The following is a 14,613-nucleotide window of genomic DNA, read 5'->3' on the forward strand; positions in this document are numbered from 1 at the left end:
CCGATAACCAGTACTTTGTATTCGCCTGCGGATTCGCATGTCACTTTCAGTTCACCGTCTTCCACAATACCGAATGCCCTACCGAAATGCATATGCCCGTTAACCCAAACATCTACGTTCTTGTTTAGATATTGGAAATAATCAGGCAATAACATTTTAACAGTTTCGTTGTCTCTAACAGCTTCTATCGTGTAACGATATAGAGTGTCTCCCGCTGTCGGGCTCTCTACCGCTGCGTGCCTAAGTCGATGCGTGTCTTTTTTGTCTGGGTGCGGGTGCGGTATTTCGAAATTCTTCGTACCAGATACTGTAAAGCTACCAGGCACTTGCCAGTTGTATGTGCCGTTAGCTAAGGTGTGTGAAGTACCTAGAACTCCTATACCACTGTTCGGAGATGAAGCGTATGCACCTATCGCGACAGACCTCTGGGCACTTACTCGTGAGTTGGCACCAATAGCGACCGCACTAGTAGCAGTAGTTGATGTATTATACCCAATCGCTACTTGATATGTTCGAGCTTCGTTAGGGTCGTTACTTGCACGTGATCCGATCATGACGTTATACATCCCATAAGACAAAGCGTTGCGACAAGTAAAAATTTCATATTCTTCCATACTTTTCATCTATATTTATTTGAATGTAGCATAATATTGCTATATAATGATTTTGGTGGAATTAGTTACCATATTTAGTAAAAGTCTTGTAGCTTTTTTTAGAAGCATACGATAATATGGTTAACATTATTGCCTAGCATTGTTAATCGCCCAAAAATACTACTATATTTTATCGTGTCTTTTATCACAAACAACAGGAGATTATATCATAAACTACCAAATTTATGGTGTTTTATTATAAATATTTTTAGTTCCAAGTTTCAATAAAAAGATAGCAAATACATAACGATATTTTATGACATTCATATGTGTCATTTTATATAAATTATATTAAAACTTACATAGGGGGGCATTTATATGTTTGGCTTTTTAGGTGTTGTTGGATTTATTGTCTTTGTTGTTTTTGGAATTATGTGGATTGTTTCTTTGGTTAAGAAAAATGGTAAAGCTATACGTAATATTATTATTTCCGTCGTTGGATTATTTGTTATGATAATCGCTTCTGTGATGGGTATTGGTAGTGTAGTTAATGATGTTATGAACGAAATAGATGACGATGCGAAACAAGTGTTGGAAAAGAGTTCAGAATCAAATGATGATGAGGATAATAATGAAAATGAAGAAGAAACAGAAAAAGAAAGTAACGATGATGTACCGAGGGAGCATAAGGCGGCATTAAAGAAAGCAGAATCGTATGCCAACAATATGCATATGTCAAAAAAAGCCATTTACGACCAATTAATTTCAGAGTATGGTGAAAATTTTCCCGAAGACGCTGCGGAATATGCCATCGATAACCTTGAAGCTGACTGGAAAGAAAATGCTTTAAAAAAAGCAGAAACATATGCAGATGGAATGGACATGTCAAACGATGCCATCTTTGATCAACTGATTTCGGAGTACGGGGAACAATTTACCGAAGAAGAAGCACAATATGCTATTGATAATTTAGAATAAACAATTAGGTGTGCACTTTGTTGCACACCTTTTTTTGTTAACCCGAAATGGAGTAATTTTCAAAAACCTCTATAACAGTATTCTTTCAAAAGAATATTTAGGCATACAAATTTAAGTATACCATTTATGATACACTTTAATAGATAATAGTGGTAACAACATGAATGCCGCACAACTTTGTACTATGAATTTCTACAAATCTATCAATATCACAAGTCCTGAGCAACTAAGCATTGAAAACATTTCAGAAAGAATGAAGTTATGCATTAATTAATGGTCTTATTCAAGAGTAATGACGGATTATAAAAGAAAAAAATAAAGTCTTCATTAATGGATAGTTTGAATAAGCAGCAGCAATGGCAAGATTTGGGACACGAAATGAAACATTATTTCTTCGACAAAGGGATCAGGCTTTATTTAAGAAAACAATTAGTAGATTATTTTGAAACAATGGCTAACTATTTTGCGTATCACTTTTTGTACCCACATTTATGCTTATGTGTTTAAAGATTAATAATATTACTTGAAAAACCTCAGGGAGATGAACTGTAATCAAAAGCAGAAAGAGGCTGGGACAAAAGTGTTTTCACCAAAGAAAAACACGAACAATGGCAGCTGCATATTAACCCGCTCTGGAAATATACTACGCTTTCCGCGGGCGGCTGGTGAGCCTCCTTGTGCTAGTGCACTGTGGGGTCTCACCGATGCCTTTCCTCCCACAGGAGTCTACGTATATTTCCTCCGCTAAAGTAATACATTGTTCGTCTTTAGATTTGGTCGTTTTAGTTATGTCCCAGCCCTTTTCTTATTTTTAAAATGTACATCGTGAACTCTTACCAATTTCTTATTTTCTTCCTTTCGGGTCTATCCAACTACCTGGGACCCCTTTTTGCTTCGTTATATTTATCATTCCCGATGCTTGCTTATATATATAATACTTACCTGGTAGCATAGTCGACTTTTTATTTTTTCCCTTCTTTGCATCTTCAGCTGTATAATATCCAGGGGTGTTTTTCGTCATCGTATATCTATCATCTTTATGTGCTTTTTTCTTTAAATGAAATACTTTTGCAAGACCATCTGCATGTGCTTTTGCCACCGTTTCAAGCCATTTTTTATCTTTCATTTTTTCCGCATCTGCTTTTGTATCAATAAAACCATTTTCGGTTAACATAGAAGACATCATTGATTCACGTAACACATGTAAATTCCCTTGCTTCTTCCCACGATCTCTTAATTCATTCACTTTTACGATCTCATTATGAATAATATTTCTACATTTAGCTGTTTCACCAGAACTAGAAAGTCTACTGTAAATATATGATTCGAAGCCTGTTCCTCCACCGGCATTGATATGAATACTTAAGAAATAATCTGCTCCCCAATTATTTGCCTCATTTGTACGTGCACTTAATGTTACTGTCTTATCCGAAGTTCTTGACATTTTGATCGTTACATGTTCGTAGGCCGTTAAATACTTACGGACCAAAAGTGCGATTTGTAACGTGACATTTTTTTCTAATAAACCATTTCCCGTTGCACCTGAATCCACTCCACCATGGCCAGGATCAATAAAAATTTTCACCATAAAAATCTCTCCTCATTTTTATTAAATGAAAAAAGAGAAATTTTCGTTCAGTCATATACGCTATCATGAACGCATATTTTTTGTCGGAAGTTTACATGTAAATGTGTTTATCCCTGTAAATGATTGAACGGTTATGGTTCCTTTGTGATTTTCAATGATTTCTTTTGCAATAGCGAGACCTAATCCGCTTCCGCCTGTTTTACGATTTCTAGATGGATCAATTCGATAAAAACGATCGAAAATTTTGGATTGTTCTTCCCTATTGATGGGAGCACCCGGACCAGAAACGGAAATAACGTACGCTGAATCTTGTTTCATTCCGATAACCGATATTGACCCGTTTCCCTCATAATAACGTATCGCATTATCAAGCAAAATCGTAACAACTTGCCTGATACCTTCTTTATGAATGAAAACTTCTTCCCGTTCTATGTCAGCATCTATACGTAAACCTGTTTGATCACATTTCAAGGAAAACAACTGAATACATTGATCGACAATCTCTTTTATTTGAACAGTTTCTTTATTTGTATGCTGCTGTTTCGTATGGTCATCCCATTCGTTCAGTCGCTCTATTTGTTCCACCATATTTGTTAATCGTTCAGTTTGTTCATGTAAAGCGGCGAATAATTGTTTAGATCCTTGTAAATCTCCAGACTTTAGAGCATATAAATATCCCGTTAAGTTTGCTATTGGTGTGCGTAGTTCGTGGGAAACATCATCAACAAGCTTTTTTCGTTGCTCTTCATTTTTTTGTAATTGATATAATAATTCATTATAATGAGAAACTAATTTTCCGACTTCATCCTTCGATTGAATCGGAATTGGAGCAGGATAGGTTCCTTTTTTCAATATTTTAATGGCTTCAATTAGTTCATTAATCGGAGAAATAAGTTTTCTTGTAACATAAAAATGAATGACACTACTTATACAGACTGCTATTCCTGTAAAAATGAGTAAATATTCAAATAGTGTCGCATTAAATTGTTGTTGGCGGATCACGGAGAAATTTCCAATTCCGTCCACTAAAAAACAGGCCGTTTCATAAACTGCCCAACCAGTTAGTAATATAGCAGATGAAATAACAAAAACATTGACGATCGTTAATCTCCATAAAAAGCTTTTTGGCAAAAAACGAAACCATTTATTCATGGACAAATTTATACCCCGTTCCTCGCACAGTCTGAATTCGTTTCGGTTTAGCAGGTGTTTCCTCGATTTTTTCCCTTATTTTCTTAATGTGTGCATCAATCGTACGGTCTAATATATGTTGATCATCATACGCATATAATTGGTTGACAAGTTGTTCTCTCGTAAAAACTATATTGGGGTGCGACATAAGATAATATAGTAATTCAAATTCATGTTTTGTTAAATAGATAGACTGATCATAAAGTAATACTTCTCTTTTACGTGGCATAATACATAAACCATCATACGTCACTTTTTGGCAAAACTGTCCCGTTCGTCTTAATAATGCTTCTACATGGGCAATGAGTTCATCGGGATTAAATGGTTTTGTTACGTAATGATCCGCACCCATTTTTAAACCTTCAATTTTGTCGCCTATTTGTGATTTAGCTGTTGCCATGATGATCGATACTTCACTATTATTTAAGTCCTGACGAATCCAATGACAAATTTCTTCCCCACTTATTTTAGGCAGCATTAAATCAAGGATAATAAGACAGGGATGAAATTGTAGAAATAATTCTTTCGCTTCTTCCCCATCTTTTGCCGTTATGACTTCATATTTATTTTTTTCCAAGTAGAATTGAATTAAATTTCGTATTAGCTCATCATCTTCCACAACTAAAACTAATTGTTTCAAATGGCACACCTCTTTAAAAATTCATTCCTTAATTCATTTTATCAAATTCTTGTACCATTGCCTCATAATTTAAAGGACCTATTGCAATATTATGAATGATACCTTCTGAATCTATTAAATAGGATGTTGGGAGCGCTTGTGCTTTATAAACATTAGCGACTACTGTATTTTTATCTGATAAAACTTGAAACGTAATACCATATTCATCAAGAAAGTTTTCAACATTAGAGGAACTAGTTTCCGTTTCACGTAAATTAACGGCTAAAATAACTCCATCTCCATATTCTTCATGGAATTTTTGCATATCAGGCATTTCCGCACGACAAGGTGGACACCATGTTGCCCAAAAGTTTAACAATACTTTTTCCCCACGGTAATCGGAAAGCTTTACTTTTTCACCATCGACTGTTTCTAATTCAAAGTCAGGAGCCATATCCCCTTTTTCGATCCCAACCTCTGCCTCAAGCTCTTTAGGATCCTCTTTACTAACAAAATCATACAATGCCCAGCCAAACAAACCTACAACGATAACGACTATTATCCACTTTTTCATTTCATTTCCTCCATTTATCCAAGTCTAGATAACCAAGTATCCTCTACTAAATCAAGTAAAAATTGGGTGATTCTCGGCATTTGTCCTGTGAATAGTATAATTCCCATCACAATCATAATAATGCCACCTGTTTTCATAATGACGTCACTCTTTTTTACAATCCATTTTGTCGAGCCAAGGAAAAATGTTAATAGTAAAAATGGAATCGCAAATCCAATAACATACATGATCGTATAAAAGATTCCTTGTCCTGGTTGGCTTGCTGCTAAAAATAAAATAGAGCCAAATATCGGACCAATACAAGGTGTCCAACCGGCAGCAAACCCTGTTCCAACAAAGAAGGTACCTGCATAACTTACATTTGACTTCCGATACTGCATCCGCTTTTCTTTCATTAAAAAATTAATTTGTAGCCACCCGGCAACAAATAGCCCCATTACAATGATAAATATGCCAGCAATTCGTTGTATAAAAAGACCTGAATTTCCCGATAACAATTGCTGAATCCACTGCCCTAAAAAGGATGCGCCAACACCTAAACTAATAAAAACGAGTGAGACTCCTAATAGGAAAAAGAAAGAATGAGTTAGCAATTTTCCGCGTATTTTACCTCTTTGCGTTCCTTGTAATTCTTTCACACTGATCCCTGTAATATAGGATAAGTATGCTGGAAAAATTGGCAATACACAAGGGGATAAAAAAGATAGTGCCCCAGCCCCTAATGCTAAAACCATTCCTACTAGTAAAAAAGTATCTGTTTCTATACCTCCCATTTTTACACCTTCCCTTTTCGATTAAACATTTGAAAGAATAGAACAATGACAAATAAGCAAATTAAAAATATTGGTGAGATCATATAGTCAAAAATAGTGATATTAGAATAAAATGACAACAGGAATTGTCCAAATATCCACATATAAAAAATGATAAGTGAACGATTACGAATAGAGCCTTTCCCTTGCATGAATAAATATAGTAAAATGAATACCATTAATAGCGTTAAATATCCCCAACTTATCTGATTTTTTGCCACAATGACTTGTAAAAATTCATATAAAAAAGAAGCACTTAAAAAGACAGGTAAAGATGTTTGCAATACAATAAACATTTCCGCCTTTTTATGTCTCATTCGATATAAAAGATGAACGACGATCAAGATCGTTGCATAATAAAAAGCAGTTGAATTACTTGGATAAGCTAATACAGCCAATGGGTCTTTTATAAAGGTTGTAAAATGAGCAAGAACTTTTCCAATCCAAATATAAATAATGTAATTTATTAAAAAGGACATTAGTTGATCTAACTGTTGCTTTTTTACTTTTCTTGGCTGGTAACTACTAACATAAAAAAATGATAAGCCACCAATAAAACTAACGATCATGATTGCGATAGAGATAAATATGGAAGTAGATGCCAATGAATTTTCCTCCAAATAAGATGGTTTCCAATTCATTATAACGTAGTCATATGAAAATTTGATGAAAATGAATGGAGGTCACAATATTGTAACGATTTTAATGGATTTTCATCAAACAAAAAACCTTAATGAATGGGTTCATTAAGGCGAGGATCGTTTATTTAGCAATTAAATCGTGGTATTCAGTTGTTTTTTCCATCTTACTTTGTACATAAGAGCATTGTGGAACAATTTTTACATTCTCTTCACGGGCATATGCTATGAGGGCTTCAACTAGCTTTCCCGCCATCCCTTGTCCTCTCAGCTCATCTGAAACATACGTATGATCTGCAATAATTGTATTTTCGTCTTTTTGCTTAAACGTGATTTCCGCGAGTGGGTCGTTTTCATTTTCTCCAACATAAAATTTATTGTCACCTTTTTGAATTGTCGCCATTCGTTCTCCTCCTTTATTTGTTATCATCGTACCATAATGAATCAGACAATTTAAAATCATCTGTTTACACTTTTGTACTTTTGCTATGAGCTATATTTTTTAATCACTCAACTTTCGCACCGATAAAATGAGTGAAAACAGTTCGCTTGATGAAGACTTGAGGTGCTTCTGATGATATCCTTGGCAACCTCGGTATAATAAACCGTTTTCCAAAAGATTCGTACTGCCAATACTTCTCCTACTAAAATAGATTTGCTGTTACGTATAAAAAATAAACTGCATAGTAACTTCGGGTCTGCTGAACAACTAAATTGTGTTCCATCCTACCGTTGTCTTCCGCGAAATGTGGCATGCTTTCCGCGGGCACGACCTTAGCCTCCTTGAGAAAACCGCTCTGCGAGGTCTTCGGACACGTGGGACTGGGACTGCGCTTACTCGTCCCATCGAAAAGCTTTTGCGCTAAATGCTCGTCCCATCGAAGACCATTTGCAGTTCGCACAGGAGTCAGTCATTTTCGCTCCAGACAACTAGAGTAGTTCATTGCATATGGCAAAGGTTAGTTGGTTAATCAATAAATAATTTTTCTTTTAATTTCTGTCGATAACATTCAAGTTTTTTAATTTTCTTGAAGGTTAGGACGGAAAATATCGTCGTTATGATAAGTAATAACTCATACTCTTCTCGATTTTGATTAATTATTTTGTCCATGTAAATCGCCTCCTATTAAGAAATTTTTGTACCGTTTTCAACTTCCATATCCGGGCGTAATAAGATAACATCTTCCTCATCAGGTACTCCACCTAGAACTAACACTTCTGATTTATAACCCGCGATTCGCATCGGTGGAAAGTTTACGACGGCTACCACTTGACGACCAACAAGCTCATCCGCATGATAACGTTTGGTAATTTGTGCAGATGAACGTTTAACTCCTAACTCACCAAAATCAATTTCCAATTTAATTGCTGGTTTTCTCGCTTCAGGAAATGGTTCCGCCTTCACAACCGTTCCTATCCGCATATCAACTTTTAAAAAATCATCGAATTGTATCATATGTATGTACCTCCATCATTTTATATTGGAATATAGGTTAATTTTTTAGGATACGAGCTTAAAACTTCGACTCCCCCATCTTCCGTTATATAAATATTATCTTCTATCCGAACACCGCCGATTTTGGGGACATAAATTCCCGGTTCAATCGTAAAGAGCATCCCAGGTTGAATCAATTCCTTGTTTTCATTATGTATCGATGGCTTCTCATGTACTTCTAATCCGAGACCATGTCCGATCCGATGTGTAAAATAGTTCCCATATCCTTTCAATGTAATAAAGTCGCGTGCTGCCCTGTCAATATTCAGTAATTCATCGCCGACCTTTACTTGTGAAATTGCTTTTTCATTTGCCGCTAACACTGTGTTGTAAATATCGGATTGCTTTTCTGTTCCTTCCCCGATGATAAAAGTTCTCGTTAAATCGGAACAGTACCCGTTAACATTCACGCCAAAATCAAATAATAAAAAATCCCCGTTTTGAATTGGCCGCTCTCCAGCTGTGCCATGGGGTAAAGCAGATTTTTCTCCACTTAAAACGAGTGTATCAAACGCAAGTCCATCCGAACCTAAGACGGTTAATTGATATTCTAATTCAGCTTTTATTTGTAGCTCGGTTAGCCCTAGTGCTATCTTCGGTATAGTATGAGCTAATCCTTCTTCCGTAATTTGTATCGCTTTTTTTACATGGTCTATTTCTTTTGTGGACTTTGTTAATCGTTCCGAAAGTATGAAAGGTTCAATATTTGTAAAACTCGTATTGTTAAAATATGCAGCTATTTGTTCAAATCGCATAACTGTGACATGACTTTTCTCAAATGCGAATGAATCAACTTTACCAAGGGAGTCTCTGAATTTATCGAACGCATTTTCATGATCATCAATTGGAATGAGTTCAGTTACTTCTGCTTTTTCTTTTGCAGCCTGTTCATCTAGTGAAGGTAAAAATAACATGGTTTTATCTTTCTTAGTATCAATCGCAAGAGCAAAAAACCGTTCATGAGGGTTAGCTAGAAACCCAGTATAATAATATATGTTTGTTGGGGAGGTGATCAGTGCGACATCCATATTCTGCTCTGTTTGTAAATGATTTATCAACCTTCTTTGTCTTGTTTGATACATTATCATTTCCTCCTTTTTCTTTTCATTTGAACATAGAACGTTTTTAACATCGTATGATTCTCGTAAATCCGTGCATTATTTTTCCTCTCCCTTTCTCTTTTGTTTTTCAAATTGTTGTTCATACACTTCTTTCGCTTCTTCGGTCGTCTTACTGTCTATGAAATAAGTGATTGCCGCTTCACATAATGCGTACGTTCCAGCACTTGCAATTGTTCCCGAGATAATACTCCCTGCCCCGGGGAAAACTTTTACTAATTGGCGTGAAACTTCTCTAAGCGCAACGCCGACTCCTACGTTCATTCCCATTGCACCAACAAATTGAATAATGGTTTTACGATTTAATTTTGTACCACTAATCATTGCTATAGTCCCAATCATTGATATTTGTAACCCTGTGATCACAGGCATATCTGCAATTGGTACTGGTGTAGCAGCTATAAGTCCAGTAACTGTCATCACACTTTTTCCGATATTACGGGCTAATTTTTTTTGAACAGACTTTATTTTAGACAGTTTGGCAATGATAACTTGTGCTTCTTTTGGGAGTTCGGTAATTAAATAATCGAGTAATAAATCAATATTCCAACGACGATCATACGTAATCTCGCCTTCTTCATATTCTACATAGGCACTAATTGGGATTACTTTTACAGGAGTGGTAATGATTTCTTTCATTTTTTCCTCTAACATATGAACGGTTGCTGTCATGTTTTCTTGTTTTTTCGGATGATCAAAAGGAGGCTCGCTATTTGACGCTGGTGCAAGTTCATCCACTTGCGTTACAATTCCAACAATCGGTACATCGTATGCATGCATGGCAAGAACATCTTTTTTAAGCTGTAGCAATTGTTCTAAATCTTCATCAATTCGTGCCCCAACTTCCTTCCCTTTACATAAAAACAAAATGACATCAGGGCATTTATGTTTAACCGACTGTTTGACTTCTTCGATCGGGCTCTCAGCAAGCACTGCTTCCTCAGGATTATGCGACTCCCCTAAACCACGAGTATCTAAAATATCGATACCACCTAATTCATTCTCAAACAAATACCATTTACCACTACCCGTTTGTGATTTATAATCACCGACTTCCGCTTTCTGTTCACCAAAAATAGCATTAATGAGACTTGATTTTCCTGCTCCTCTTCTTCCGACAATAGCGATTCTTGCCGGTCTTGCACCGATCACAAAAGACTGCAAACCGACAATCTCCTCTCTAATCTGTGATTTATTTTTACTAGAGACTTTTGATTTATCTACATTTTTTAAAATAAATTGAAATAGGTCTTCCATTTGTTTGTACATATTACTCTTTTTTTCGCTCATTAACATTCACCGCTTTTTAAATGATATCTTCATTATATCATGTCTTTTCATTTGTCCAATTTATGCATCATCGCCGATTATTTTTATTTTATAACAGGTTACTATTTGTGCAGGATAACTTTCTGCCATGCTACCATCATATTCAATCTCCACTGTCATATTTGGTTCAAAGCCAGTCATTTCAATCACATTTTCATTGCTATCGAGTCAATTTGCTTCATTCGTTGAGACAATGATTGGATCTGAGGAAAGAAATTCTTCTTCCCCTTCCAATGTTTTACAAGAAAAATTCGGTTCAGTTTAAAGTATCGTTGCTTTTAAAGTCGTTATTATCCTCCTTGTTATTATCTCCAATATTATCAGGTACTCCACAAGCAGATACTAAGAAAAGTACGCCAAGAGAAAAGAGCAAAATATAAATAAATGTTTTCATTTTGGAAAAAAAACACCCTTATTTAAAAATCCATTATATGAAGAGATAAAGAAATAGTCAGTATTTCCCCTTTTGTGTGGAAACCGAATCCACGAAGACTCCTACGGGAAAAGTAACAGCCGAAAATCCACTTCATACGTTTTGGAAAAACGTATGAAGTTAGTTGAGGCGTTGCCCGTGGAAAGCGTAGTGGATTCGGATGGAACACAAGCGCGCTAACCGTGGGAGACTTTTTCAGTGCTCTCCCTTTTATCCTGCAGGAGTCGCCACCTTTCGTTTCAATAGTAAGCAGTTCCTGTAAACGAACATTCAATTAATATTTCAACTATTTGTTCGCATTTTTTATTTATTTTAGCATTTATGAAATTGATTCATATTGTAACCGATTCATCCTATTATTGAAACTAAAAAAAGGAATACTAGATCTCGGGGAATTGTGATTAATTATATAATAGAATGCTGAGCTTCTTGAAATAATACTGGCTTTGATTTCGAAATGCTGACTTTCGTGAAAGAATGCTGAGATTGATGAAGGACATTATCCTAGGAAATGAATACAATAAATAGACTATGTTAAAAGGAATGAGGATATGGATATAGTAGCTTTTCCTGTGATGACGAAAACAAACATTATTCACCAACGAGAAAAGACGATTTATTATCCAGTAGTTTTTGGGATGAAAAATATGGTTGTCCAATCAAAAGTAAATCAAGACATATTTCATCTGGTGCAAAAACTAATTCATGAACAATATGTACAGCAAAATACAAATGAGTTTGTTGAAATGCTTGGAACATATGAGATTAAAACAAATGACCGTCATATTTTAAGTCTATCTCTTTCCAATTATGCGATTTTTTATCATGCAGCCCATGGACTGACGATCATGAAATCACTCACATTTAATATGGAAACGGGAAAATCATATGTATTAAAGGATCTTTTTAAACCGGATAGTAATTATGTAGAAGTACTTTCTGACATCATTAGAAGACAAATTAACGAAAGAAATATACCTTTATTAGAACCATTTACGACAATTCGACATGATCAAGATTTCTATATTGCAGATAAAGCTTTAGTTATCTATTTTCAATTATACGAAATTACACCTTATTATATTGGCTTTCCAATGTTTCCAATCTCGGTGTTTGAATTAGAAGGTATTCTTCGGGAAGATGGCCCTCTTGGAGTGATGGCAACGAATAATTAATTAGCGGGAAAAATTCCGGCATAGGATAAGGCTAATTGAAAGAATCATGTAACAATCAATTAGCCTTTTTGGTTTTCTTTTTTTGACGGAACTTCCTCATAACTACTGAAATTAAGTGGAGTATTGATTAATCAATAAATGGAATTTTTGGAGCTTTTCCGCCTTGATAAATTTGATACTGGTTTTTGCCCTTTTCTTTCGACTCATATAAGGCGATATCCGCATTTTTATATAACATTTTTGGACTTTGGATTTCTCCAGATAAAGCAATCCCTACACTAATCGATACAGATAGCGTATGGATATCCTTTTCAACCTTTAGTGTTTCTTTTAACGTATCGATTATTATTTGTGCGGTTTGCTCAGCATTTTTTTTCGTTGTGTTTTTCATAATGACGGCAAATTCATCGCCACCTAGTCGAAACGTTTCATAGTCGCTTCCAACGGCCTCTTTAATTGTTTGTGCGATTAACTGAAGTAAATAATCGCCTCTCCCATGACCTAGATAATCATTAACTAATTTAAAGTTATCGATATCCATCATCAACAATGCTGTTGTTTCCTTTTTTTCTGCTAATGCGCTTTTTAAAAATCGATCAAATGAGGCTCTATTTTTTAGGCCTGTTAGACTATCATGATAAGCTAAATAAACAGGTTTAGCTAACCAGTTAGCAATAACGGAAGAAATAATGATGGTCACAATAAAAATAATGAGTAATTGAATAAAATAAGATTTTTGACTTTCTCGTAAAAGAACATGTAAATTATTTTTATTGTAAATAATTTCAACTACTTTTACTTTCGTACTTCCATTATCATAAGCTGATTGATAAGGTTCATAGCGAAACATGACTGCTTTCCCCTTATATTCACCGTCTATTTCAACCACTTCATTTGTTTCTCTCGTTCGTTCAAATGCTTCTCTTCGTTCAGAAGGAGGAGATTCCGTTTTTCTCGTTCCAAATGGAAGCCCCCCTAAGTTAAGCACATGGATGCCTTCAATTAAAGCAAAATCCTTCACTAACTCATCAGTCACTTTTAAAAAATCAAACTCTTGAAAAATCGCTTCATTTTCTAAAGAGTAACCTAGCTCAATCATATATTTTTTATCGTCTGTTGCCATATAACTAAATTTCTTTACTTTTCCGGTTTGCTGATCGACATCAATTCCATCAATAAATAATTCACCAGAAGCTCTTCTTTCATTTAATAATTTATTGAATGATCCACAACAGACAGAAAAGTCTAAACCAACCTCCCTGGGGTCATTGCTATGAATTATTTTATTTCCTTCATCTAAAATATAAATATCCATATCCATTTCTTTTGCTAATAATTCAAAATCCCATGAATAAAATTGTGGATTCTGTTCATATTTTTTTTGTAATAAGGAGGTGTTTTCAGCCATTCTAGTAGCCGTTTCTTCATCTAAATAAAAATAAGCTTTATCAATCGTTTTTAAGGCATATTTTACTGTTTCTGTCGCCTGTTCAATTTGTAATTTATTATCTTTTATTGTCCGTTCCTTTAACCGAAAATAATCGATCGTTGCAATGGAAATGGAAATGATAAGGGCGAAGACAAGTAATGTTATGAATAATTTTAAGCGAAATCGAGAACCCATGTTCATACCACCGAGCATTATATATTTTCAGATGAATTTATTAGTCTAATAGTTTCATATTTTTACCATTAATTGTTTAGACTTATTCTATTTAATCATATACTAATCATTTACATGAAGCAATGGAATTTGTTAAAATAAAAAAGCGCTCCTGAATTGGAACACTTTTCGTCATGAGTTATTCACTCTTTTTCTCTTTGACTCTATCTCTTTTTTGCTGTTCAATCATGTAATCATCTTCAGCATTATCTCTTACCACTTTTTGTGTTAAGATCGCCCCAACTGCGACTAAGATCATCACAGCGATATAATAGCCTTTTTCGTTCAATTCCATCTCTGCATTCCATAGACCGACACAAAATAAAATAACTCCAACTGCAAAAGTAAAATATGCCATAAAAACAAATGCCGGTGTATTTCTTCGCCGATGTTCTTGCATACGTGTT

At 35.1% G+C, this 14,613-nt stretch carries 18 protein-coding genes; 3 read left to right on the forward strand and 15 right to left on the reverse strand.

Features of this window, described 5'->3' with window-relative positions; translation table 11 throughout:
- The coding region (locus DFR56_RS16685; RefSeq protein WP_211320648.1) for a hypothetical protein at positions 1 to 614 on the reverse strand (614 nt) is incomplete at its 3' end.
- 357 nt (positions 615 to 971) lie between these two features.
- Here DFR56_RS16685 and DFR56_RS16690 point away from each other — a divergent pair.
- Both DFR56_RS16690 and DFR56_RS24045 read left to right on the forward strand, forming a co-directional pair.
- Positions 972 to 1,571 carry an Ltp family lipoprotein gene (locus tag DFR56_RS16690; protein WP_242694441.1) on the forward strand — a complete coding sequence of 200 codons (600 nt, stop codon included), beginning with the start codon at positions 972 to 974 and terminating at the stop codon, positions 1,569 to 1,571.
- 330 nt (positions 1,572 to 1,901) lie between these two features.
- Entirely contained in the window at positions 1,902 to 2,078 is a 177-nt protein-coding gene (locus DFR56_RS24045; protein WP_372442843.1) for an ImmA/IrrE family metallo-endopeptidase, read from the forward strand.
- A gap of 337 nt (positions 2,079 to 2,415) precedes the next feature.
- Here DFR56_RS24045 and DFR56_RS16695 read toward each other — a convergent pair whose 3' ends face one another.
- The 12 genes from DFR56_RS16695 to DFR56_RS23540 all read right to left on the reverse strand — a co-directional run bounded on the left by DFR56_RS16695 (position 2,416) and on the right by DFR56_RS23540 (position 11,076).
- Positions 2,416 to 3,159, reverse strand: coding sequence for an N-acetylmuramoyl-L-alanine amidase family protein (locus DFR56_RS16695; RefSeq protein WP_110396594.1), 744 nt, complete (start codon positions 3,157 to 3,159; stop codon positions 2,416 to 2,418).
- Between the two features lie 63 nt (positions 3,160 to 3,222).
- A complete protein-coding gene (locus tag DFR56_RS16700) occupies positions 3,223 to 4,311 on the reverse strand; it encodes a sensor histidine kinase (protein ID WP_110396595.1) in 1,089 nt (362 codons plus the stop codon).
- A complete protein-coding gene (locus DFR56_RS16705; RefSeq protein WP_110396596.1) occupies positions 4,304 to 4,990 on the reverse strand; it encodes a response regulator transcription factor in 687 nt (228 codons plus the stop codon). The genes DFR56_RS16700 and DFR56_RS16705 overlap by 8 nt, the downstream gene beginning before the upstream one ends.
- 28 nt (positions 4,991 to 5,018) lie before the next feature.
- Positions 5,019 to 5,543, reverse strand: coding sequence for a TlpA family protein disulfide reductase (locus tag DFR56_RS16710; protein ID WP_110396597.1), 525 nt, complete (start codon positions 5,541 to 5,543; stop codon positions 5,019 to 5,021).
- A 14-nt stretch (positions 5,544 to 5,557) separates the two neighbouring features.
- A complete protein-coding gene (locus DFR56_RS16715) occupies positions 5,558 to 6,316 on the reverse strand; it encodes a cytochrome c biogenesis CcdA family protein (protein ID WP_110396598.1) in 759 nt (252 codons plus the stop codon).
- A gap of 2 nt (positions 6,317 to 6,318) precedes the next feature.
- A complete protein-coding gene (locus DFR56_RS16720; RefSeq protein WP_110396599.1) occupies positions 6,319 to 6,960 on the reverse strand; it encodes a hypothetical protein in 642 nt (213 codons plus the stop codon).
- 157 nt (positions 6,961 to 7,117) lie between these two features.
- On the reverse strand, positions 7,118 to 7,396 hold the full coding sequence (locus DFR56_RS16725) for a GNAT family N-acetyltransferase (protein WP_110396600.1): 279 nt from the start codon (positions 7,394 to 7,396) through the stop codon (positions 7,118 to 7,120).
- Between the two features lie 564 nt (positions 7,397 to 7,960).
- Positions 7,961 to 8,104, reverse strand: a complete 144-nt coding sequence (locus DFR56_RS23260; RefSeq protein WP_170124510.1) for a hypothetical protein — start codon at positions 8,102 to 8,104, stop codon at positions 7,961 to 7,963.
- Positions 8,105 to 8,119: 15 nt separating this feature from the next.
- Positions 8,120 to 8,449: a chaperone CsaA gene (gene csaA, locus DFR56_RS16730; protein WP_110396601.1), complete on the reverse strand. Its 330-nt coding sequence runs from the start codon at positions 8,447 to 8,449 to the stop codon at positions 8,120 to 8,122.
- A gap of 20 nt (positions 8,450 to 8,469) precedes the next feature.
- A complete protein-coding gene (locus DFR56_RS16735; protein WP_158525683.1) occupies positions 8,470 to 9,570 on the reverse strand; it encodes a M24 family metallopeptidase in 1,101 nt (366 codons plus the stop codon).
- Positions 9,571 to 9,645: 75 nt separating this feature from the next.
- The gene (locus DFR56_RS16740) at positions 9,646 to 10,896 is read right to left on the reverse strand and encodes a GTPase (RefSeq protein WP_158525684.1); all 1,251 of its coding nucleotides are present in this window, start codon (positions 10,894 to 10,896) and stop codon (positions 9,646 to 9,648) included.
- 60 nt (positions 10,897 to 10,956) lie between these two features.
- Positions 10,957 to 11,076, reverse strand: a complete 120-nt coding sequence (locus DFR56_RS23540; protein WP_242694440.1) for a YobA family protein — start codon at positions 11,074 to 11,076, stop codon at positions 10,957 to 10,959.
- A gap of 843 nt (positions 11,077 to 11,919) precedes the next feature.
- On the opposite strand from DFR56_RS23540, the gene DFR56_RS16745 reads away from it, so the two are divergent.
- Positions 11,920 to 12,543, forward strand: coding sequence for a DUF3298 and DUF4163 domain-containing protein (locus tag DFR56_RS16745; protein WP_110396604.1), 624 nt, complete (start codon positions 11,920 to 11,922; stop codon positions 12,541 to 12,543).
- A 127-nt stretch (positions 12,544 to 12,670) separates the two neighbouring features.
- Here the strand turns inward: DFR56_RS16745 and DFR56_RS16750 are convergent, their stop codons facing one another.
- Positions 12,671 to 14,167, reverse strand: a complete 1,497-nt coding sequence (locus DFR56_RS16750; protein ID WP_158525685.1) for a GGDEF domain-containing protein — start codon at positions 14,165 to 14,167, stop codon at positions 12,671 to 12,673.
- Positions 14,168 to 14,345: 178 nt separating this feature from the next.
- A complete protein-coding gene (locus tag DFR56_RS16755; protein WP_110396606.1) occupies positions 14,346 to 14,606 on the reverse strand; it encodes a YiaA/YiaB family inner membrane protein in 261 nt (86 codons plus the stop codon).
- Positions 14,607 to 14,613: the final 7 nt, after the last annotated feature.

It is taken from the genome of Pseudogracilibacillus auburnensis (assembly GCF_003201975.1).
Lineage (GTDB): Bacteria > Bacillota > Bacilli > Bacillales > Amphibacillaceae > Pseudogracilibacillus > Pseudogracilibacillus auburnensis.